Source organism: Candidatus Ichthyocystis hellenicum, from assembly GCF_001460935.1.
Taxonomy (GTDB): Bacteria; Pseudomonadota; Gammaproteobacteria; order Burkholderiales; family 2013Ark19i; genus Ichthyocystis; species Ichthyocystis hellenicum.
Window position 1 is genome coordinate 212,566 of sequence record NZ_LN906597.1, and the last position, 21,980, is coordinate 234,545.

Below are 21,980 nucleotides of genomic sequence, written 5' to 3' on the forward strand. Positions count from 1 at the left end.
CTACACACAAAAACTACCCCAACTCAACCAAAACATCATTAAAAAAATATGGCAAACATACAACATGAGAAGCCAAAATATCTCCCTTGAATCGTACCCAAAAACTCCTTACAAACTTCGACAAAAGAGACCCTTCTCTACAATCACCTTTCTTCACAGACAACAAAACATTACCTGGATAACGCAGAAATTCGATGGTATCAAAAGTATTTTGGGCAGGAGCAATTCGGTCCCCCTCTGGGTGGTATAGCATTACATTCAAATTTGGGCTATTAAAGCGCTCATCGCTACCTGGCAAAGAACCCATAGCAGCAATATTATGCAGTATTGGATAATCTCCGTGAGAATAAAATGATCTCGCAGCCAAAGAACTAACATTACCACTCTCATCAAAAAATTGTCTCATTGTACCTTCATGAAGACCTCGGTAAGAAACTGCTGCTTGGACAATTTTGTAAGCGAATTGGTGAATACCACCTTCATATCCGATGTAGGATTTCGCATACCCTCCAGAACAACGCCTACTTCCAGAAACAACGCAAGCGGCCCCCATAATTGTGCTATGAACATCGTAAGGACCAGACAGAGCCATCAGATGAGACAACTTATGCCTACCATGCTCACCCATAAAGCGACTAAACTCCATGGCATCATGCGCTCCCTGAGAAAACCCAACCAACGCAAGAGGTAACTTGGCAATATCATAACCAAAGTTCTCTCTAAAATACTGCTCTGCCGCCTCAAGAGCGTCTAAGTATTCATAATTAACCGGCAAGGAAATCAAGTAAGGTTCCATCTCACCAGAAGTTACTCCGTGACCCAACAAATCCGACATCACTACCACATTACCACGTGAAGCCAACAACACTCCCAAAAAAACATCTATCGTATCACCATCTGTTTGGGCAGAATTAGATGGCATAGTAGGATGGTGAATACTGACTAAATAAGGGTGGGAAGAAATATTGCCCTCTGGGTAAATCAAGACAGAAGACAATTTTACAGGCCGACCATTAGGAGATACAGATGAGTACACTATTTTTTTTAACTTAACAGGGTACATCGCATCAGGCGAAAATAAACGAGGAAACTGCCTTCTAAGATAATAAATCAATCCCTGCCAAATTATTTGATCACCAAAACTGCCCCCATACCTATAGCTCACAAGTTTTTGATAACTATCAAAATTATAAAATATATCTGCCAACTCACCCATGACGTTATAATCACTCAGCCTAGAACCATCACCAGCAGAAGACGACTTCAGGTTAGTAATATCATCAATATAGTTGGAGAAAAATTTGGAATCTCCATCAGGTAAATAATTTTTCCTCGAAGCAATCAGACCCGTAACAATGTCCTCAAACATGTTGTTTACTAGATCCGGAGTCACCACAGAAACATTTGGAAAATTTTTAAAGTTTAGGAAAAGATCTCGGGAGGATATAAAATGACCTCTTGCGCTGTAATTACTGGTACTTACCCTGAAATTAGAAACCCCTTTACCATCGAATATAACGCTATAACCTTCACCATATATGAACCCATCCTTGGGTTGTACGACTACTCTTCCCCAAATCACGTGCCTGCCACCCACTACCCCATTCCACTCGCGACTGGAAACAATACGAAGGGGTACCATATCACCTCCCGGGTACGTTTCCATCTCAACCATGCTTTTACAAATATTAGGAATATATGATTGATAATAAACAGTTACTTGGTGATTAACAGGAACATTATTAACACCGCCCACTGGATCATTGTAGATGAGTAAACAAGCAGGTTGGGCAAAAACAACCCCACCTCTTAAACCCAAGCTTAACAGTACCACAAAACAAATTCGAACCACATACCGACCGATATTCAAAACAATCACCCCATACAAGTAGAGACAACAAAACACCCACGAACTCACAACAACATTTGCATAAACAGAAAGAACAAATAAACAAAGATCAACTACCAAGCCAAACAAACCGCCGTAACACGGTAAAATTAGTTACTCACAGTACTACAGTTGTAGATTTAAGTCTAATAACTAACGGATTAGTGTGGCAAAAATTGGGAATTACAACTATGACAATCATCAATTATTATGCCTCTGTCTTTTGGGCAAAAACAACCAACTCAACTACGATTTCTGTTTCGAATCATTAATGGAAAATAAATATCCTATATAGAAATCATGCAAACTAAATAAACAAAAATATTTGCAGCATAAGCCAATATAGTAGTAGTTGGAAAATCCAAAATATCCAAGATATCCAAGTCACGTAAATTTGCACTAACAATATTTTTATCCATAGCAGCAGACAATACAAAATGCTAACCGAGGCTACTAGTTATCAAACAAATAGTAAAAACAATACCCTCTGCACTAACATATTTATCACATATAAATTCAATAAATGTAGTAATTAATATGGTAAAAATTGACACTTAATGGTGTACAGGAAATGACATATCCTATTCCTAATGTAAAAAAATAAAGCACTATGACCAACAACCTGCCCAATCCTTTTTGATACAATGTCCAAAAAGGTGTTTGGTCTGCCGTTTTTGGAGTAAAATTAAACAATCTAGTATCCGTCACTAGGAATACTTGAATAGTTTGGTTATCATTATCGTCTTATGTACTTAGTTGCAATCAAATGACTGGGGTGTAGCCAAGTGGTTAAGGCATCGGATTTTGATTCCGACATGCGAGGGTTCAAATCCTTCCACCCCAGCCATCAGTTTATTTGGTCAATGCAGTGGCTGTTTGATCAGAGTTTCTCAAGGTGATCTGTGTCTAAAAAGGGAAGTTTGAAGATTTTTACTGGCACTGCTAACCCATGGCTAGCCCAATCAGTAGTTGATTGTTTGGGGGTAGAGCTTGGTCGTGCCACAGTGGGGCGTTTCTCTGATGGTGAAGTTGTCGTAGAAGTCTGTGAAAACGTGCGCGGACACGACGTCTTTATATTACAATCAACATCTTACCCAACAAATGATACCCTTATGGAGGTTGTCATTCTCGCTGATGCTTTGCTCCGTGCATCTGCTGGACGCATAACAGCAGCTATTCCTTACCTAGGATATTCACGCCAGGACCGCAGGCCTCGATCTGCGCGCGTTCCTATTTCGTCCAAAGTTGTTGCAAATATGTTAACTTGTGCCGGCATAAACAGAGTACTAACCGTTGATTTGCACGCGGACCAAATTCAAGGTTTTTTCGATATTCCTGTTGACAACATTTATGCAACACCGGTTATATTGGACGATATGCGCAGCAGGACAGTTGACGACACTATAGTTGTAGCTCCGGATGTGGGATCAGTTTTGCGTGCACGTGCTTTTGCCAAATTGTTGTCATGTGATCTAGCAATCATCGATAAAAGACGAACCGAATATAACAAAGCAGATGTAATGAACGTTATTGGGGACGTGCATGGAAGATCGTGCATCATCATTGATGATATGGTTGATACGGCACAAACACTATGTCGGGGAACATCAGAATTGAAAAACCGTGGCGCTAAAAGGATACTTGCCTACTGTAGCCATGCAGTTCTCTCTGGGAACGCAATCGACACTATTACCAATTCATGCCTTGACGAATTAGTTGTAACAGATACGATTCCACTTCGTGAAGACGCGAAGAGATGTACCAAAATCAAGCAGATTTCTATAGCTAAGTTGCTAGCTCAGGCAATAGCTAGAATCCATGCAGAGGAATCCGTTAGCACCCTATTTAGCAGCTAGCATATAGAACAAAGGAGAGAACTATGTTATTTGAACTTTCTGTCGAAGAAAGAACCGTGTTCGGGCGAACTGCCTCGAAAAAACTCAGGCGCAATGGTATGGTCCCCGGGATAATTTACGGTGTTGGCGGAAACAATGTACCCGTACTTATAAACCATGTAGAACTAGCTAAGAACATGCGTCACCAGTCTTTCTACGCCTCTTTAATTACTCTCGTAATGAATGGAAAAAAACAGACAGCCCTGCTCAAAGATTATCAGCTGCATCCATTCAAATCTGAGATTTACCATATAGATTTTCAACGGGTAAATGAAGATAAAGCATTAGTTATATCCGTGCCTATTGAATTTATTAACGCGGAAACCTGTGGCGGAGTAAAAATTGATGGAGGAATAGTAAATTACGTCATGACCTCACTGGAGATTCAGTGTCTACCTAAATATCTACCTAACAAGTTGGTTGTGGACCTACAGGAGCTACGTGCATCCAGGTCTATATTAGTATCCGACGTTTCCCTACCAGAAAACGTACTAGCAACCTGCTTAACGAAAGGTGAAGACTTGCCGATAGCTACCATTGTTGCAAGCGGTGCTGATGAGACGAATACTGCAACTACTGCAGCAGCAGCAGAACCATCTGCCTCATCAAAAAGCTCAGCTAAAAAGTAGCACGAATCGTGGCTGATCCAACCTACCCCAAAAACTTCCGAATGGTGGTTGGCTTGGGCAACCCAGGGCGTAATTACGCGCAGACTCGGCATAATATCGGTTTCGTTTGGCTTGATGAGTGGTCGCGTCAGCTCTCTATGTCCTTCTCGAGTCAGCCTCGTTTCGATTCTGACATCATGGCTTGCGAGGGATTGGTATTCATGAAGCCACAAACTTTTATGAATCTATCCGGCACGGCGGTCTGTAAGTTAGCAAAATTCAAACGCATAGCTCCCGAGCAAATACTTGTTATACATGATGAGCTAGATTTGCCGTTTTCTACACTGAGAATAAAATTTGGTGGAGGAAGCGCTGGACACAACGGCATAAAAAATATCATAAATGAGATAGGGGCCAAATTTTGGCGCCTAAGAGTAGGAATAGGTCGTCCAATAATCAAAAACCAGACTGTAACGGATTTCGTTCTCGGGCGCTTTTCGCACCAGGAAAGCACCGAAATTTGCCAAACAGCACAACACTTCTTCGATAATTACTGGAATATCATACAAAACGGCCAACTGGAACAAGCAATCTCATCCCTGCACAAAAATTGCAAATCACCTGCTACAGATTAAGAATAGGGTTGGCAAAAACTTTGTGATTATTGCCGTAATCCTTTTCTGCATCAACCACCTGATGTTCCGATGCTTCGCAATTTTCTGATGATGACAACTCATAGTCATAGGAATGATCTACATCTGATTTACTCGATTTAGCCGTTACCTCTTTCTCCGTATTGATATCAGGATGCACAACAAGCATATGTTTCACCACTGGCAAATCATTATCTGTCGACAATTTATCGGACTGAGCTGGAGGAGGAACATTACCACATCCAGGGCAGTCATCTTTCACGTGTCCATCCCCATGAGCACGCAAGAAAGACAAGACATGGTCGTAGGATTTATCATCATGATTTTTTTCAGACAACATAAGATCATTATGTTGCTTATCCTCAATATTTTCCAAATTGTAAGAACGATCACTAGAAACTTCTGGCGACTTAGACCAAGTTCTTCTGTGGTCATTACTCGCCCTCTCATCAAACCAATCCTTGTGAGAATAATCACCAGCTGAGTGATATCGCTTGAAATGAGTGAGAACCTTGTGCTCTGGCTTTTTAGAAGATCGCTTCCGTGAAGAAAACACGTGACCTCGTTGAGGAACCATAGCCTCTTTTTTGTCTTGATCCAATTCCTTCTTAGGAGTATCAAGTGATTCTACTGAAAAACTTTTTCGCGACGACATAACTTGTTTTTTCAATTTATCGGGCAACATAACATCTTCAGCCGGAACAACCTCATCTCTAGATTGGGCACCTGGTTGATTCATAACACGAGATGGATCCAAAACAGTTGGTTGAATCAAAAAGATTCGTTCACGCCTTTGAACATTACGGTGAGAATGAGTAAATAAGTGGCCAATAATTGGTAAATTTCTCAAGAAAGGAACCCCTTCACTACCGGTTTCATTGAAATCGTAATAAAAACCACCTATCAACAAACTTTCATGCTCATGAACAATAGCCTCTGTACTAACAGTACTATTCCTGATAACAGGATAAGAACCTATTTTTTTGTCTAAGATAGATCCGTTTTGAATATCTATTGTCAACTTAATACCAGTTTGCGAACCATCTTGGATTAAGTGCGGTGTAACTCGTAAAGCTGTACCAACTGTCTCCGGAGTTACAGAAGCCACTCTCTCCCCTGTCGTTTGAATATAGAAAGTATCGCTATAATCAAGAACAGCACCTGTATTTTCTGTGGTCAAAATCGATGGCCGTGATTGCACCGTAGCATCACCTTTGCCCTCCAACATCCTAACTTTAGCTAAGAAATAACGCGCTGACTGCATAACTAAAGTTGTTGGATTGACACTCGCTCCTTTAGGTGCAAAAGCAAGGCCGATATCACTTTCACTAATACCTCCTGGCAATAAACCACGTGATACAGCAGCATTATCGTACCCTGCCGACCAGTTAACCCCCAGCTCCCTATCGTGTGTTGTATTCAAGTCAATAATTGTTACTTGAATTTGAATCAATGATATAGGTATATCAAGCTCTTTAATGAGCTTTTGATACATAGGAATACGTTCTGGCAAATCGCTAATAACCAGGGAGTTAGTACGAGGATCAGCCTGAATGGAGGGACCACTGTATGACTTAGGATGAACCATATCTGTTTTACTAGCACCTGGTCTCCTCCCCTTGCTTGCGCCAGAAGAAGGAGATTTATCAGAACTAACCCCATGGTTAGCATTTGATATAGCATCCCTAAGCTGTTGAGCATCTCGCCGCACCTCTGGACTCTGTGCCACTGATAACTTCTCATCCCTAGCATTAGTAAGCAATTGTTGAAGAATTGTTGCCAAACCAGGAGATGTAATTTGATGATCACGATAATAAATTGTTCTATCAACAACAGAAGCATTTTTTACTTTAAAAACAGCTATCTGCATCCCTCCGGCAACAATAGGAAGCGCCTTAATCGTACGTTCTACCAAATCCAGGTAGGGCGGCGGACCAGACACCATTACAATATTTTGATCTGACAATATTCCCCAACCGAAACGTGGATCAAGCACTCCTAAACTCATAAGCGCTTGATAAATTTGTGGAGCTGTCCCGCTAGGAACTCGAACAGAACGACTAGAAGATTCTTCAGCCAAATTGATGTACAGAATTCCAGAATCAACAAACCAAGTTAAACCATACATGCTGGAAAGACGATTCAAAAATGCCGTGGGACTACTCGTAGATAATCTCCCAGACAAAACACCATGCAGTTTGGGAGTAATGCGAACAGACAGACCAAAGCCCGCAGCAAAATCTTCACAAACCTGTTTCAACGAAGAATTATTGGCGTAGTAACTATAAGAATCCATTGGCCAAGTAACACGGCCAGCAAAAGAATGAAAACTCCCAAAAATTCCTATGACTGCAATAACAAAAAGGCGCTTCGAAAAAACAGACATGATTCCCGCCTTACACTAAACAACATGGAATTGGAAATACTAGAAAATTGGAAATACCAGACATCTAGTTTAACTAAGAGTACTACTTATTATTAATAAACCCTTATAACCTAATTGCTCTACTGATCATCTTTAAAAATTTGTCTAAAGAAATCAACTGCATTCAAAAAACCTTCTAAGCCAAACTCCAGATTATCAACTGCTGTAATATCAAAAACATCACACTGAGCATAAATGGCTTGTTGATCTGGATCACAAAACAAAGACGTTTGAGTAGTAAATAAATTAGCCTGCATCACTTTCAACACTTTTTGTATAAATAGTTCTCTCTTAGACTGTTGAGCAGGGAAAAAAGTTATAAATGAACGCAATAAAATACGATCAAATGCCAGGGGAGTAATATGCACACGATATCGTTTATCAAATATGCAGACAACACCACCATCTTCTTCCGAATGAGTAGACTCAATATCCCTCTGACTCAAAAAGGTCTTAATAAATTCATTCGATAGAGTCACTATCAATTACCTCCTTATACCTCTTCCTAATATCATCCGCCCAACGTATTACCTCTGCTACTGGCTCAACCAAATCGCTACTAATGTACTCATCAACCGGAACACGCTCCATTAGGGAGCGTGCCAAAGGTACATTTTGAATAACAGGAACTCCAGATTCACGAGCAGCATCTGCCATAGCATATGCTAATTCATCCACACCCTTTGCAATTACCATGGGCAAAGGTGTTTCTTCTTCTTTATAGTATAGTGCAACTGCCAAGTGTGTAGGGTTAGTAACCACAACGTTTGCCTGTTTTGATCTCTTAACTGATCTATTTGACATCATCTCACGGTGCAATTGCTTCCGCTTAGATTTAATACGAGGATCTCCCTCCATTTCTTTAAATTCTCTTTTTATTTCATCCATAGACATCATTAACTGCTTTTGCAAATTCATTTTTTGGAAAATCATATCAAAAATAGCAATTACAAAATAAACCAGTGCAATAATAATGGTAAATTTTTTAACAAGCTCACTGAAAATCATAACCGCATGTTCCAAATCTGCATTCGGAATAAGCAACATCTGCGGAAGATTGGCCTTAATTAATGAATAAACAACATAACTAGAAATAGAAATTTTAACAATGGATTTAATAACTTCAACAAAACTCTTTCTAGAAAAAATATTCTTTAAATTCTCACCAGGATTAAATTTCTCAAAACGTATCTTCATCGCCTTAGGAGAAATTTTGAAACCCACTTGTAATATATCTGAAAGTAACGCAAAAAAAATAACCAGCAGCACAATTGGAATAACCATGACAATCGCCCGATAAACTATCGCTGGGGCTAGGGTAGATAATGATAATTGCAATGGTTGATCAACATAATCTACAGCACGAATTACCCATACCGTCATTTCTTGAAATATTTCTGATCCTTTGGCCAAAAAATAAGAAAAAATAGCAATAAACAAAATTGTCGCACTAAAATCCTTACTGTATGCAACTTGACCTTCATCTCGGGCATCTCGTTGCCGCTTAGGGGTCGGTTTCTCGGTCTTCTCACCGCCTTGCTCTGCCATATTTTCACATTCCTAAATAAAAGCCAAAGATACTTTATGTAAAATGTATCCCATTCTCGACACTTCACCCAAAATGTGAGGTTCTAAAAACATCATGTACGGAATAGCTACAAAAAATCCGGCAGCAGTCTTTAATGGCATTGCCAAAATAAACACTTGTATCTGAGGAACAAACCTGCTGATAAGGGCCAATCCCAACTCAACTAAAAACATAGCCAACAAAATTGGCGATCCGTACAATAACCCCTGATACATTAATCGATTAAGCTCCGATCCAAATACATTAGCACCCCACAAATTTAGGTGATGCATCGGTTCCATTACGGACCAAATTGTATAACTCTGGTAAACCATTCCCAAAACAACATTTATTCCACCAACATAAAAGAAGGTTGCAATAAAAAACTGATGCATAAATTGTCCAAAAGGTGCGGACTCATTACCAGTCAGTGGATCCATAAGACCACCAATACCAGCACCCCTTTGGTTATCAACAAAAAACCCCATAGCTTCAAAAATCCAGAATGGAATAGCAGACATGAATGACAATCCAAGACCAATTAAAGCTTCCTTTAACATCATGGAAAAAACCATTCCCCCATCCAAATGAGATGGGATCATTGGAATTAAATATGGAATCAAAACAAGACCAAAAGCCATGCTGACAATTGTACGAACAGTAAAAGGTAAGTTGGTACCACTAAAAGCAGGAAAAAAGGAAAAAAAAACGTACAAGCGACCTTGGGTAATAGCCCAAACCAACAAAAAATGCCATAGATCCGGCAAGAGCAGTGATTTCTCTATAGGCATTATTATCAATCACTTATTTAATCAAAACAGGTAAATTATTAAACATTTCAACAGCAAATCGATACACGATTGTTCCCATCCAACCAGAGGTATAAAACAAACATGCGCCAACAGCAACGAGTTTGATAGCAAAACTAAGAGTCTGCTCTTGAATTTGGGTTAAGGCCTGAAAAATACTAACCAAAACACCAACCACAGACGCCACAACAATCGGAGGCATAGAGATCAACAACATGATATACAAAGCCTGCATAACATAGTGCGATAAACTGCTACCATTTTCCATAAAAGTCCTTCTTTTTATTGGGCATAGCTGACAACTAAGGAATGTACAACACGTGTCCAACCATCCGCCATTACAAAAAGCAATAACTTAATCGGTAAAGAAATCATTACAGGCGAAACCATCATCATACCCATTGCAAGCAGAAGATTTGATATGACCAAATCAATCACAAGAAACGGCAAATAAAGCAAGAACCCTATCTTAAAAGCCTCAACCAACTCAGTAACCATAAAAGCAGGAATGAGAATAATAAAATCAGTTTTTTTAGTATCCCCCATCGCATCCTTCGTCCATAGACGTTTAGCTGTTGAGAAAAAAAATAACACTTGATGAGGAGATGAATTGACCTTCAAAAAGTGACGAACAGGTTCAACCGACGTCCTAAAAGCATGCAAAAACTGGGGATAACTACGTGTTATTGAAGTGCCAGGAACAATAACTTCATCGTATATTTTCGTAGCAACCGGTGCCATTACATAAGCACTCAAAATTAACGAAAGCGAATACACAACAACATTTGGCGGTATCTGTTGAACACCAATAGCATTACGCACTAAATTAACAACAACCGATATTTTAAGAAAAGAAGTGGACGAAACCACTAAAAATGGAATTAGCGATAATGCGGAAAAAATAAGACCCAGTACGAGGGGATCATTTCCCATAACACACTCTCACTCAATTCTTCAGTGACGTTACTGACACACCCAAATGACCATCTATATCTACCAATTCACCCTCAGCAATAACCTTGCTATTGGCACGAATAGAAACAGCACTATTTAATGGCCTACCCAAATCAAAAACATACCCGGGACAAATAGATCCCAAATCTTTAAATTTCACGCGCCTACCACCAACATCAAAAGTAAGCCGCACAGGAAGATCGCTCTGATTAGGAGTCGTAGTAGGAAGAGAAGAATCTATTCTAGCAGTAGGAGACAAATCTGCTGTAGAAATAGCTGGTGTTTGCCGTGTAGATAGCCGCTCACTTATATCATCATCTCGGTCAAGATCATCATCATCGTCGTCGTCAAAATCATCGTCATCAAAATCGATCTCATCATCATCATCATCACTTAACAATGTTGTATCATCGTCATCCCAAAAATCATCAAAGTTGTCATCAAATTTTTGACCCATAACCATTCCCAGCTTTGTTTGAACAATTAGTTGATTATCCTTCCACAGGGCTCTAAACCCCATGTACTCTCCCACACGAACAAATAAAATATTATCCTGCAAATAATTATCATCAAATAAAATAACATCATTTCTTTCCACTTGCCTCCAGTCCTGAGAAGACAAAGTGGTTGCCCCCAACAAAAACCTCAATGACACTGGAACATCATCTATAGAGACACCGTTTTCTACCAACGGAAACATAGAGAGAACTTTCTTCAGAAAAACAGCCCCCTCATTGTCCACATGCAACAACACTCCCCGCGATTGACCACTGCTGATATGATTAAGCTCTGCTTCTAACCATTTTCCACCAGGTGGTACTTTAGGAACCTCTCCTTTGGGAACATTGGTAACAGAATTCAACCTTACAGAGCCAAATCCCATGCGAGAAAGGGTCTCTATAATTTTATCGGCAACAGCATCAACTACTGCCAATAAAACCTGTCCATCTAGAGACGGGATGTTAATAGATTTATCACCTAGCCAATCTTCTAAGCAGGAACAAAAAACAAATTCAGGAATAGCCAAGGAAAAAAATCCCTTGCTCCAAAAAAAATCCACCACCCAACAGTCATACCCGTCAGGATTATACGTAACATTAGGACGCGGGGTAGAAAAGGAAAAAGTCCAATCACCCTGTAACGAAAAAGGTACAGGAAAAATCCGCCCAGAAATGACGTTAGTTAACGCCCTGTCACGCTTTGTCAATCGATGTAATTTAAGTGGCAATCCAGCCATTATCAATTCCTAACCCTACTTCTGCAGCAACGAATTACACCTTTCGTGCCTGTCCAAAGTTGTCCGTGTAAACAATCTTGATCGTAACGCCTAAGAAAAACACGAACCCAATCCACAGAGCATGAAAAAAGACGATTAATCAAATTGTCAATTTGACTATCAATAATCTGCTCAATAATCGGTGTTGTTTGAATATCAACAACGAACCACTTACCATCATAAAATATTTTTATCAATGTCCCCTTAAAAACCCCTTGACTCAAAGTGATCTCGAATCTTCTACGATTACTACCACTATGCCGGGCATGGACACGAATTAAATCAACAATCCTCGACCATTCTACAGACTGATCTGAAGTTAAGCCGTATATTGCTCGATGTGGTATAGGCATTTTAATTAAAGGAGAATCATGCAAAGTTCCTACGTCAGGATGATCCACAAAATCTGATGAAGTATCAGCCATCGTTGGTAACGAATCATCATCATCGGAAGACTTGTAACGTAGCGCGGCACGAAAGCTACTACAAACCTTCTCACTGGGATTAACAGCAGGAGCAGTAAAGGTGGGCTCAGATGAGTCATCCGTAACAGCCTCAGAAGCTCCCTGAAGTAATACAGCCTTAAATCTGGTAGTCACAAAGCACCTTCTTCTGCTCGTTCTTCAAGACTCTCTTGTCGCACACTGAGTGATAAAGCAATTTCATCCATTTCTTCATCAATTTTACGATTTTGCTCAACTTCCCATTCATCTTTAAGAATATCTGATAACTCCACAAATTTCTGCTTTACCCTCATAGCAGTTTGATGTTCTTTTTGTTTTTGTTTCAACACATCTTTGCATTTCGACAAATTATCAGTAGCTTCATCAAAAAGGTCTTCGTATTGTATTTCTTTCTTCTGCATGTCCCCAACAGCAGACCTTACATCTTCGATATCAGAACGTTTAACTAACTTATTATATAACTCAGAAAATAGCCTCTTCTCTTCTTCAATAACAAAATCTTGATAATCTCGCCATTTTTTCTTTGCTTGCGCAACTTTATCTTCTGCATTTCTAACTTCGGCGCGAGCATTTGAAAGATCAATCTCCGCTTTTTTCTCACGAAACTCTTTTATTTTCAGCAAACGATCTATGACAGACATAATATTACTTCGCTGATAATTGAATCAACTCAGAAACAGTCTGTTCATATGGATATAATTCGTGCACACCTTGTTGCAAAAAAGCAGCGATGGCATCCTTCTTACGAACAGACTCATCAGTTAGTGGATCACTTCCAGACTTGTACTCACCAATTTTTATCAACAACTCAACATCATTATACTTATCCATTAATTCACGAACACGCCCGGCTGCGGCAACATGCTCCCTTGGAACAATAGCTGTCATAACACGACTTTTAGACGCCAAAATATCAATAGCAGGATAATGATTAGCAGCGGCAAGCTTGCGTGATAAAATAATGTGGCCATCTAAAATTGAACGCGTTTCATCAGCAACAGGCTCAGTCATATCATCCCCTTCCACCAAAACGGTATACAGAGCGGTAATACTGCCAACCTCATTCATCCCTACACGCTCCATCAAGCGAGGTAGAATTGAAAATACAGAAGGAGGAAATCCTCGTCGAGTAGGAGGTTCCCCAGCAGCTAATCCTATTTCACGCTGTGCACGAGCGAAACGAGTAACAGAATCCATCAAAAACAATACCTTCTGCCCTTGGTCACGAAAATACTCAGCAATTGCAGTAGCCACGAAAGCTGCCTTTGACCTCTCCATAGAAGATTTGTCTGAAGTTGCACAAACAACAACAGAACGAGATAGCCCTTCTTCACCTAACTCTCTTTCAATAAACTCACGCACCTCACGACCACGCTCCCCGATAAGAGCAATGACAATAACATCAACATCAGCACCTTTAACCAACATACCAAGCAAAGTTGACTTACCTCCACCAGCAGCAGCAAAAATGCCCATACGCTGCCCCTCACCACAGGTCAACATACCATCAATAGCACGAACTCCAAGGGATAACGGTTTATCAATAAGACGCCTAGTCATAGGATCAGGAGAATCTGCAAATACTGGATAAAATGTTTCTGTAGTCAAGGGACCTTTTTCATCCAAATCTAAAGGACGTCCCAATCCATCAATAACTCGTCCCAACAAAGAATTACCAACAGGAACCATGTACATGCGACCAGTAGGAATAACCTCAGTTGCGGAAGACAAACCATGCATTTCACCTATTGGCGTCATCAGCGCTGCATCACGAATGAACCCAATAACTTCTGCTCGCATTTCGAAATCTTCATTGGGATTACGAAGAATACAAACTTCACCAATCTTAACTGTAGGAACAACTGCCTTGATAATGGTTCCGATAACCTGAACGACACGACCCTTGATATTAAGAGGCTGTAAATCCTCTAATACAAGTTCCATCAGGTCTGCAATATAATCAAATGGTCGCATAACAAACTTTCCTGCGCTTATAGACCGTGCTGTTTACCCAAAACGCGCTCAAAAGCCTCGCGAATGACCTTAAGCTGATGTGTAATATTGACCTCAACTAGACCTATGTCAGTCTCCAACATACACCCATCTCTCTCCAAACGGCTATCAGATGTTACATCTATATAGTTAATACCAGGAAACTCTGCCAACAGATCATTAACCTGTTCTCTCATATTATCCAAAGCACTGGGATGAACACGAATAACCACTTGTTTCTGATTGCGAACAGTGGATAAAGCATTCTTAACCACAGCAACAGTTCTCTCTTCATCTCGATAATCGTAAACTATCTTTTTAACTGAAGCTAAAACCAAATCCACTACTCGCTTTTCAACTGTTTCAAAATAATCAACTGCTCTTGCAACCTGCTCAATCATGTGCTCAGCTTGTTCTTCCTTAGCTGCTTCCAATCCATCACGGTACCCACGCTTCTTTTCTTCCTCAAATGCTAATTTACTATCAAGCAAAATTTGCTCAGATCTTTCCTGAGCCAATTTAAGCACCTCATCTGCAGACTTCCAAACAGCAACTTGCTCAGATTTGATCACCTTACGAGATGTATCAACACGAAATATCTGTTCGTCTTTCCTAGAATCTTCAGGTCGAGAAACCTTACAAGGCACAAGAAACTTCATACGTTACTTACCTCTTCAAAAAGAGAAACACATAATCTAAAAGCCTCTTCTGATGAAGGTCGGCTATCGATACAGGTAAGATCAACCGTTTTAGGTAATCGCATTAACCAAATACTCAACATATTGGGAGGTAACACTGTCCTTGCATGGTAAAGAAAAGCCCACCCCAACCTACTTACCAAAGTTTCATTAAACTCAGAGAAATCTGCCTCTTTCCAACGGCTGCCTCCGTCATAAAAACCAGCATATCGCCTACAAACAAAACCTATAACATCATTCCCAAATATTTTACGAAGGTGATTAATCTCAGACTTAGAAATAGTTACTCTGATGCGCCTACCAACCTCCAAAGCAGCTACCATACGAATAACATAGTCTAGGTGATAATTACTCATGGTAACAAACGACCATAGATCAGTCTTAATATCAAGGCTATCGGGATCCTTTGCGGCAAAAACTTTCGAAAGCCGAAAATGATTACGCTGCGCTAAACCGTCACCATCTAACAACCTGTGAAAAATTTTGTATGGAATCTTGCTGTCAACATGACTACGGTGAATATAAAGACTTGGACAATAAAACCACAAAAATACTTTCGACAAATATGCTGTTGAATACCTTTTGCGCTGAGCAGTCTTATTTTCCACAACCTTATGCTGAACAGTCTGATTTTCCATAACCCCTAATACCTTAAATCCTATGTTTTAGATTTTTCACTTTTTCCAGATCTAAAACCAGGAATATTTATTGGCAATGAAACCTTCTTCGTCCAAACTAAGTAATATCCCACCGTCAAAAGTAACATTATTGTGACAAACACACCCAAGACAACAAAGGTTATATAGCTACCAGCTGAAGAGCTTGATCTATCTTCCTCCCCAGCATTCACATCCATGCTTTGTCTCATTACACTTGATTTAGCACTATCATCAGCAGGAACCAACACAACACTCACCCTATCCTCTGTAAGTCCAGGAATACTTCGTGCCACCAACTTTTTAATCTGAGGAATAAGAATATCTATATTATATTCCTTCTGATATTTTATAAAAACAGCAGACGACGAGGCAATAGACACATCAGTAAACGGATCATGATCGGGAAGAACTAAGTGAACCCGAGAAAAAACAACACCATCGATATGAGATATCGTTTTCGCCAACTCCTCAGACAAAGCAAACAAAAATCGAGCCTTTTCCTCTAGAGGAGAAGAAATCATCCCATCCTTCTTAAACACATCCCCGAGCCCACGATAATCCGTTCGAGGCAACCCCCTAGATTTTAAAATATCAATAGCCTCAGAAACACGAGATGAATTAATGAATACTGTTGCCAACCCATCTTTATTCAAGGTTTTAGTGGCCTCTATTCCAGAACTTAGCAATGCAGATAAAACTTCATTCGCATCATTTTCTGGGATGTTAGAAACGATTTCTACATTTTCCCCACATCCAGCCAAAAAAACGCACAAGAGTGCGATAAAAAAGAGACGAAATTTCAGCCACAGCGCACGGTAGTAATAATCACCCTTACGGTTAAATGTGCACAAGCAAAAATCTGACATGACATTTCCTAGAGTTATTGCAAACGTATCATTGAATCAATAGTTGTTGCAGCCTTATTGGCAATTTTAGTAATAATATCGATGATAACTGTAGCACGCATTAGTTCTAACTGGATGGATAACATTGTTGAACCGTGTGATAATTTGTCTGCGGATGAAAATTTGGAAATATGTCTATACAAACTTTGTAATTGATCACTTCCAGATTCCAAACTCTCTTCAATATCATCAGATATTTTGTCAACCATAGATTTTTTGCGATTGGCATGAGATTCCCCTACACCCATAGACTCAGCAGCGGCAGCAGCAACATTAATGTTATTAGCAACCATGTCCACATTCACGGGAGAAGATAAGCTTTTTAGTGCAGCTTGAAAACGCTGAACATCATTTCCATTAACAACCGGAACATTCCTACTCTGATCAGTGTTTAAAGCTGACTGCGCATTCATAGACAACATATCAACTGGCATATTAACTGTCCTTATAACGGTAAACTATCCTGACATACAAGCGAAGCAACATTTTTAACTGGATAAGCAGCTGCCTCTCTACTAAGACGTTGCAACCGTTGTGTGCTTTCAACTACCAAACCCAACTGTCTCAAAGTCATAGCAGTAAACAACTCCACTTCTTCATTGTACGCACCTGCTTCCACAGCATCCTTTTGCAAAACACTTAAAGCATCTTCACGTCTATTTTGCTGCAAAAAAGAAAGTGCCCAGCCAATATAAACACCGGGCTCCCGGGGATTAACAAACCGCAATGCCGAAAAAATAACCTCAGCATAACGAGGATCTCCCCAATCAAGGGCAGCATAAGCAATCTCTGCCAAAATATGTATTTCTTCTTTGTCAAGCAAGTTATTATTCATTTTTATCAAAATTATTTTTTGAATTGAATTAATTATATGTCATAAAAAACTCGTTGATAGTTAATTACCCGAAGAGCAAAATGCGTATAACAAAAAAAGGGACACAGAAGAGTCCCTTTTTCATAAATTGACAAAAGCAAAAACCCTTATTTTTTTCTGTCTTTTTTTATTCCAGCAGAAGATGATTTATTCTTTGCTGACAAAAGCTTTTCTCGTTCAACATCCAAAAGCTTAAGAATTGCAATAGCCTGTGGAAGCACATCTTTCGGCACAAAAGATGGATCAACCTTGGCTCCCTCAACAACATATTTGATCATAGAGTAAGCTCGATCTACATGACCCATCATCAAGTAACATTGGGCTGCACGCAGCAAGAACGTAGCAGGATCACCTCCTGATGTTCCTGCATAGCTATACAAAACTACTGCTTTTTCATAATCACCCATGTCGTAACGACATCTAGCCATCGCATCCAAATACTTAGGATTATGCGGTCGTGCCATAAAAACTAGAGCATAAGTATCAGCTGCCTTCTGAAATTGCTTGTTTTCCCAAAAATTAAGAGCGATGGAATACAAAACCTCAACAGCATCATCCGTCAGCTCAACCGAAGCAGACAACTCATCCAATTGCCTCTTCTCTTCTTCAAACCACTGCACGACAACATCATCCATAATGACCACCCCATAATATTAGTAATGAAATTACAGAAGCAACCAATATTACTTAAACGCCGAACTCTGAGCTTGAGCCATAGCACGAACTGCTTCATTTATTACACCTAAGACAGTATCACGAAGACTAACCATACCCCTTTGCCATTCATCTTCTATCCCAAATGCTTGACCTTGCTGCGAAGCTACTGCTTGCTTCATGGACTGCTCTGCCTGAGCTTGAGTTAGAACCATAGTAGAAGCTGAAGAACTCATACCTCCAGCAGACCCTGACACACGACCAACTCCTTCGCCAATACTAGTAACTTTAGCTGCTCTCGACTCAAGGACTTCGATTTGATTAGCCATATCATCCTTTCGTGCCCTAAGCATATCCGCAGCAGACGGAGGAGTAGATGTACCATCCCCAGGTAAATCAGCACGGACAAGATCAGTAAAATCAGTCTCTTCTAAATCTTTCATTTGTTTGCTTAAATCTGCTGACTTTCCTTTAACTTTAGCAGCATAAATATTAGCTCCCATACCAATACCAGCACCGACAAGTCCAATCACACCACCGACAACACCAGCTACCAAAGCACTCCTAGCACCACTTGCTAAGTCCTTTGCAGCACCCAAACTTTCTTCTAAGCTTTTCATTAATTCCTTCATCTTGAACTCTCTCTCTTCAGCGGCCCGCTGACCAGAGCTTTTAGCCAACACCATCAGAACCTGGGCTAAAACAGCAAGGAAACTCGTGCCTCCTTGAGAGGAAAGGAAATCGGTTACACCACCATAGCCTCCAAAGATGTCGCTTGAGTCATCAGCTTCAGTCGGTTTTCCAAGCAATCCTTGACAAAACCCATCCCCAAATTTACCCTTCCAACCCTCACCGAACATTTCATCCATCATAGTAAGTGCTGTATCCTCATTTTTAGGCTTTCTGACATTTGCAGATGAAAGTATCTCTCCATTAGCACCTTCCACAGACCCAGACTCTTCCGAAGTGACAACAATTCCGTCCAAATGATGCTTAGCACGGGTACCACCCTCAGTTGGGTTATACATTTTTCATCTCCTCATAATAAAAATAATATCAATAAATTAGTAAAAGTAACTTACGCCATATGCTGAAAAGCTACATCCTTGGCTCTACACATAGATTTAACAGTCTCATTAGCACACTTGGTAATTTCCGTTAAGGCCTTCGCATATTCCTTTAAATCTTTGGTATCATTATCCTGCAAACCCCGCAGTTGCTGTATAAATGCTCGAATCCTAGAGACAACTGATTCTGCTGTCATAGCATTACATTGCATTTTTGATGAATAAATTCCGTAACTAGACTGGGCTAATTGCGAAGCACAAACAGCGCTACTGACGGCACTATCAATGGCACCAGCAACCCGTGACAGTTGTTCAAATCCCCCTAGCTTATCAACAATGGACTTCAGACTGTTTAGTCCCCCAGCCCTGAAACAAACCACCATCATTACAACCATAGCAATGGCAGCCATGACTGCAGCAAAAATGTACGCAGAATCGTCACTCATTCCACAAGAGCGACCAACACCACTAAAGAACTGAGCCAATATAGCGGGATCACCCAAAAACGACAAAGAGATGGTACCAAAAAGCCCTGCAACAGTATCTCCTATATCTTTGGCCTTCTTTTCATCCATACCACTACTCTCTAAAGCAGACGCAATTAATTGCCCTAGCATCAAAAATAAACTGCTCAAAGTACAACTAGTCCCAGTGGCCACACTGGCAACTGCCAAAAACGAATTAACCATAGCTAACACAGCTGCAATGGCAGCTACAATAGTTAAGGGCGAAGGAGCAACTACACAAGCCAAAATAGACAGTGCAGCCAAAACAAACATAACAACCGCAGTTATAACTTTCATGAAAATACCAAAAGGACTATGAACCTTAGCTGCCGCCTCAGTAGCTGCTACAATGTTCTCTATGTTCTTATCATGCAATGACTTCATATCATTTGCTTGTCCTTGAATACGAACATTCATACCTTGAATGAGCGTTGTCATATTGTGATTAGTTTCCCCATTAACCATCAACATCAAAGATTGAACATCAACATTCTTTAGCCATGCTAAATCATCTGGATATGGAATCCCTTGTGGACCCGAAGTAAGCCCCCCTTTACCTAATATGTCACCTATGCTTCCCAACAAATCCTTAACACCTGGACGTTCTCTATCTCCGTAAAGAACTTCATCTTTCCCTTTATTATGGCCATCAGGATCACTCCTCATATCATCAGACGAAGATTCAACCTTAGATTTATCTCCAGCTTTTCTACTAGTGAGATCACTACTACTTCCAACAGTATCAGTGCCCTGATCTACTTTGAATTCGTCAGCACCTTGTTGATCACCACCAGAATTAATAACCGCACCAAGCTCTTCTACAGAAGCTATATCCATGATCTTCTCCAAAACCTATTTCTCTTCTTCAGAGTCGTTATCCCTATTTAACAACTTCAGTTGCACTTCAGCAACTGACCTCAACTTTCCTAGCTCACCATCACATGGACATTTATCAACCACGTAATGCAAATATTCCTTAGCTTGATCCAGTGATTGATTTGCAGAAATTAAGCACTGTGCCATATGAAAATAAATCTCAATATTATCTGCCTCTAGATTCAATAGCAAAGCAGACAAATAAACGTTAGCAGCATTAATATAGTGTCCCATTTTGTGAAGACAAGCTGCTAAACCAAAAACATACTTCTGCTCAGTATGATTCAACCGCACCAACTCGTGAAATAATGGATGAGCTTTACTATACTTACCACCGTTATAAAGTCGTATAGCTAAAAAGTACATAACATCCAACGACTCTTTAGATCTACCTTCAAAAGAAGAAACAGTGCCTCCGTTGAAGATGTGATTAAGAAAGGCAATACCATCATCCTGCGGAACATCACCACCACACTCGTCGTTACTCGATGAGGTATTACTAATTTTTTCCTCTTCATCATTATTGTGCACGAAAATCTCCTATTCCAGAAATCTCTACGTGTGCAGAAAAAACTACACCATCACACTCATGGCTCTATCAGCACTACTTTACAAATATGGGATCCTGCAACTTAATAGACAATAGAACAATACCCTCAGGATATCTTCAAATTTAAGGAAAAATAAGTAAAAATTGGATTTCATACTAGCAATAATTCTCAATTTATCCAATAAGAACTATCAGCTAAATGAATCCCATTACGTAAGAAAAAAATATTTTTGCTCAGATAATTTCCTACTGTTGCTCAATGTAAGAGGAAATTATAGTGATATAGGTAATTCTGAAACTTAATAGACCGGAACCCTCATGATATTTTCCGACTTAAGGAAAAATCGAATTTTATACTAGCAATAATTATCAATTTATCCAATAAGAACAATTAGCTAAATGAATTCCATTACGTAGGAAAAAAAGAATTTACGCAGATAATTTTCTATAGTTACTTAATGTAAGAGAAAATCCTAATGACGTTAGCGTGCAAAAAAACATATGAAATAATTACTACAGAGATACATAAATATAATGCTAGAATAATATTAATATATATTATATGTTAATATTATTCTCTTGCTTTTTATTACAGGTTTACACTTAGGTGCTAACATCCTTCTTACCATCTTAATTCATGTGAACTACTTGATATTAAGT

Annotated in this window: 23 protein-coding genes and 1 tRNA gene; 4 read left to right on the forward strand and 20 right to left on the reverse strand. The window is 39.7% G+C overall.

Annotated features, from left to right (window positions below; translation table 11 throughout):
• Positions 1-13: 13 nt before the first annotated feature.
• Complete coding sequence (locus Arg41_RS00970; protein WP_172792641.1) at positions 14-1,978, reverse strand: alpha/beta fold hydrolase; 1,965 nt, start codon at positions 1,976-1,978, stop codon at positions 14-16.
• Positions 1,979-2,659: 681 nt separating this feature from the next.
• On the opposite strand from Arg41_RS00970, the gene Arg41_RS00975 reads away from it, so the two are divergent.
• The 4 genes from Arg41_RS00975 (at position 2,660) to pth (ending at position 5,026) form a co-directional block, all read left to right on the forward strand.
• Positions 2,660-2,735, forward strand: a tRNA-Gln gene (locus tag Arg41_RS00975).
• 55 nt (positions 2,736-2,790) lie between these two features.
• The gene (locus Arg41_RS00980; protein ID WP_172792642.1) at positions 2,791-3,744 is read left to right on the forward strand and encodes a ribose-phosphate pyrophosphokinase; all 954 of its coding nucleotides are present in this window, start codon (positions 2,791-2,793) and stop codon (positions 3,742-3,744) included.
• A 23-nt stretch (positions 3,745-3,767) separates the two neighbouring features.
• Complete coding sequence (locus tag Arg41_RS00985) at positions 3,768-4,412, forward strand: 50S ribosomal protein L25/general stress protein Ctc (protein WP_092342659.1); 645 nt, start codon at positions 3,768-3,770, stop codon at positions 4,410-4,412.
• Positions 4,413-4,420: 8 nt separating this feature from the next.
• The gene (pth, locus tag Arg41_RS00990) at positions 4,421-5,026 is read left to right on the forward strand and encodes an aminoacyl-tRNA hydrolase (protein WP_092486484.1); all 606 of its coding nucleotides are present in this window, start codon (positions 4,421-4,423) and stop codon (positions 5,024-5,026) included.
• Here pth and sctC read toward each other — a convergent pair.
• The 19 genes from sctC to Arg41_RS01085 all read right to left on the reverse strand — a co-directional run bounded on the left by sctC (position 5,016) and on the right by Arg41_RS01085 (position 21,301).
• Complete coding sequence (gene sctC, locus Arg41_RS00995; RefSeq protein ID WP_092342663.1) at positions 5,016-7,430, reverse strand: type III secretion system outer membrane ring subunit SctC; 2,415 nt, start codon at positions 7,428-7,430, stop codon at positions 5,016-5,018. The genes pth and sctC overlap by 11 nt on opposite strands.
• Before the next feature lie 119 nt (positions 7,431-7,549).
• Positions 7,550-7,948 carry a type III secretion system chaperone family protein gene (locus Arg41_RS01000; protein ID WP_092490417.1) on the reverse strand — a complete coding sequence of 133 codons (399 nt, stop codon included), beginning with the start codon at positions 7,946-7,948 and terminating at the stop codon, positions 7,550-7,552.
• Entirely contained in the window at positions 7,932-9,017 is a 1,086-nt protein-coding gene (sctU, locus tag Arg41_RS01005; RefSeq protein ID WP_092342667.1) for a type III secretion system export apparatus subunit SctU, read from the reverse strand. The genes Arg41_RS01000 and sctU overlap by 17 nt, the downstream gene beginning before the upstream one ends.
• A gap of 12 nt (positions 9,018-9,029) precedes the next feature.
• Positions 9,030-9,827 carry a type III secretion system export apparatus subunit SctT gene (gene sctT, locus Arg41_RS01010; protein ID WP_092342669.1) on the reverse strand — a complete coding sequence of 266 codons (798 nt, stop codon included), beginning with the start codon at positions 9,825-9,827 and terminating at the stop codon, positions 9,030-9,032.
• A 13-nt stretch (positions 9,828-9,840) separates the two neighbouring features.
• Positions 9,841-10,113 carry a type III secretion system export apparatus subunit SctS gene (sctS, locus tag Arg41_RS01015; RefSeq protein WP_092342671.1) on the reverse strand — a complete coding sequence of 91 codons (273 nt, stop codon included), beginning with the start codon at positions 10,111-10,113 and terminating at the stop codon, positions 9,841-9,843.
• A 14-nt stretch (positions 10,114-10,127) separates the two neighbouring features.
• Positions 10,128-10,778 (reverse strand): type III secretion system export apparatus subunit SctR, encoded by a 651-nt coding sequence (gene sctR, locus Arg41_RS01020; RefSeq protein WP_092342673.1) that lies wholly within the window; start codon positions 10,776-10,778, stop codon positions 10,128-10,130.
• A gap of 13 nt (positions 10,779-10,791) precedes the next feature.
• Complete coding sequence (gene sctQ, locus Arg41_RS01025) at positions 10,792-12,036, reverse strand: type III secretion system cytoplasmic ring protein SctQ (RefSeq protein ID WP_092342675.1); 1,245 nt, start codon at positions 12,034-12,036, stop codon at positions 10,792-10,794.
• Positions 12,037-12,038: 2 nt separating this feature from the next.
• The gene (locus tag Arg41_RS01030; protein WP_092342676.1) at positions 12,039-12,674 is read right to left on the reverse strand and encodes a hypothetical protein; all 636 of its coding nucleotides are present in this window, start codon (positions 12,672-12,674) and stop codon (positions 12,039-12,041) included.
• On the reverse strand, positions 12,671-13,180 hold the full coding sequence (gene sctO / locus Arg41_RS01035; protein WP_092342678.1) for a type III secretion system stalk subunit SctO: 510 nt from the start codon (positions 13,178-13,180) through the stop codon (positions 12,671-12,673). Before sctO ends, Arg41_RS01030 begins: the two co-directional genes overlap by 4 nt.
• Before the next feature lie 4 nt (positions 13,181-13,184).
• A complete protein-coding gene (sctN, locus tag Arg41_RS01040; RefSeq protein WP_092342680.1) occupies positions 13,185-14,513 on the reverse strand; it encodes a type III secretion system ATPase SctN in 1,329 nt (442 codons plus the stop codon).
• 17 nt (positions 14,514-14,530) lie between these two features.
• Entirely contained in the window at positions 14,531-15,190 is a 660-nt protein-coding gene (locus Arg41_RS01045) for an HrpE/YscL family type III secretion apparatus protein (RefSeq protein WP_092342682.1), read from the reverse strand.
• Positions 15,187-15,867 (reverse strand): SctK family type III secretion system sorting platform protein, encoded by a 681-nt coding sequence (locus Arg41_RS01050; RefSeq protein WP_092342684.1) that lies wholly within the window; start codon positions 15,865-15,867, stop codon positions 15,187-15,189. The genes Arg41_RS01045 and Arg41_RS01050 overlap by 4 nt, the downstream gene beginning before the upstream one ends.
• A 20-nt stretch (positions 15,868-15,887) precedes the next feature.
• On the reverse strand, positions 15,888-16,754 hold the full coding sequence (sctJ, locus tag Arg41_RS01055) for a type III secretion system inner membrane ring lipoprotein SctJ (protein ID WP_092342686.1): 867 nt from the start codon (positions 16,752-16,754) through the stop codon (positions 15,888-15,890).
• 14 nt (positions 16,755-16,768) lie between these two features.
• Positions 16,769-17,227, reverse strand: a complete 459-nt coding sequence (sctI, locus tag Arg41_RS01060; protein WP_092342688.1) for a type III secretion system inner rod subunit SctI — start codon at positions 17,225-17,227, stop codon at positions 16,769-16,771.
• 11 nt (positions 17,228-17,238) lie between these two features.
• Positions 17,239-17,628: a tetratricopeptide repeat protein gene (locus Arg41_RS01065; protein WP_092342690.1), complete on the reverse strand. Its 390-nt coding sequence runs from the start codon at positions 17,626-17,628 to the stop codon at positions 17,239-17,241.
• A gap of 146 nt (positions 17,629-17,774) precedes the next feature.
• The gene (locus tag Arg41_RS01070) at positions 17,775-18,302 is read right to left on the reverse strand and encodes a tetratricopeptide repeat protein (protein ID WP_092342692.1); all 528 of its coding nucleotides are present in this window, start codon (positions 18,300-18,302) and stop codon (positions 17,775-17,777) included.
• Positions 18,303-18,350: 48 nt separating this feature from the next.
• Positions 18,351-19,349, reverse strand: a complete 999-nt coding sequence (sctB, locus tag Arg41_RS01075; protein ID WP_092490418.1) for a type III secretion system translocon subunit SctB — start codon at positions 19,347-19,349, stop codon at positions 18,351-18,353.
• 50 nt (positions 19,350-19,399) lie between these two features.
• On the reverse strand, positions 19,400-20,731 hold the full coding sequence (locus Arg41_RS01080) for a hypothetical protein (protein ID WP_092490419.1): 1,332 nt from the start codon (positions 20,729-20,731) through the stop codon (positions 19,400-19,402).
• A 15-nt stretch (positions 20,732-20,746) separates the two neighbouring features.
• Positions 20,747-21,301 carry a tetratricopeptide repeat protein gene (locus Arg41_RS01085; RefSeq protein ID WP_092342698.1) on the reverse strand — a complete coding sequence of 185 codons (555 nt, stop codon included), beginning with the start codon at positions 21,299-21,301 and terminating at the stop codon, positions 20,747-20,749.
• Positions 21,302-21,980: the final 679 nt, after the last annotated feature.

Coding starts and splice junctions, on each gene's coding strand:
- Arg41_RS01045 (WP_092342682.1), bottom strand. CDS start 15,190: ATGAAGTTTCTTGTGCCTTGTAAGGTTTCTCGACCTGAAGATTCTAGG.
- Arg41_RS00985 (WP_092342659.1), top strand. CDS start 3,768: ATGTTATTTGAACTTTCTGTCGAAGAAAGAACCGTGTTCGGGCGAACT.
- sctS (WP_092342671.1), bottom strand. CDS start 10,113: ATGGAAAATGGTAGCAGTTTATCGCACTATGTTATGCAGGCTTTGTAT.
- sctJ (WP_092342686.1), bottom strand. CDS start 16,754: ATGTCAGATTTTTGCTTGTGCACATTTAACCGTAAGGGTGATTATTAC.
- Arg41_RS01065 (WP_092342690.1), bottom strand. CDS start 17,628: ATGAATAATAACTTGCTTGACAAAGAAGAAATACATATTTTGGCAGAG.
- sctC (WP_092342663.1), bottom strand. CDS start 7,430: ATGTCTGTTTTTTCGAAGCGCCTTTTTGTTATTGCAGTCATAGGAATT.
- Arg41_RS01050 (WP_092342684.1), bottom strand. CDS start 15,867: ATGGAAAATCAGACTGTTCAGCATAAGGTTGTGGAAAATAAGACTGCT.
- sctN (WP_092342680.1), bottom strand. CDS start 14,513: ATGCGACCATTTGATTATATTGCAGACCTGATGGAACTTGTATTAGAG.
- sctT (WP_092342669.1), bottom strand. CDS start 9,827: ATGCCTATAGAGAAATCACTGCTCTTGCCGGATCTATGGCATTTTTTG.
- Arg41_RS01070 (WP_092342692.1), bottom strand. CDS start 18,302: ATGGATGATGTTGTCGTGCAGTGGTTTGAAGAAGAGAAGAGGCAATTG.
- sctB (WP_092490418.1), bottom strand. CDS start 19,349: ATGTATAACCCAACTGAGGGTGGTACCCGTGCTAAGCATCATTTGGAC.
- sctO (WP_092342678.1), bottom strand. CDS start 13,180: ATGTCTGTCATAGATCGTTTGCTGAAAATAAAAGAGTTTCGTGAGAAA.
- sctR (WP_092342673.1), bottom strand. CDS start 10,778: ATGGGAAATGATCCCCTCGTACTGGGTCTTATTTTTTCCGCATTATCG.
- sctI (WP_092342688.1), bottom strand. CDS start 17,227: ATGCCAGTTGATATGTTGTCTATGAATGCGCAGTCAGCTTTAAACACT.
- sctQ (WP_092342675.1), bottom strand. CDS start 12,036: ATGGCTGGATTGCCACTTAAATTACATCGATTGACAAAGCGTGACAGG.
- Arg41_RS01080 (WP_092490419.1), bottom strand. CDS start 20,731: ATGGATATAGCTTCTGTAGAAGAGCTTGGTGCGGTTATTAATTCTGGT.
- sctU (WP_092342667.1), bottom strand. CDS start 9,017: ATGGCAGAGCAAGGCGGTGAGAAGACCGAGAAACCGACCCCTAAGCGG.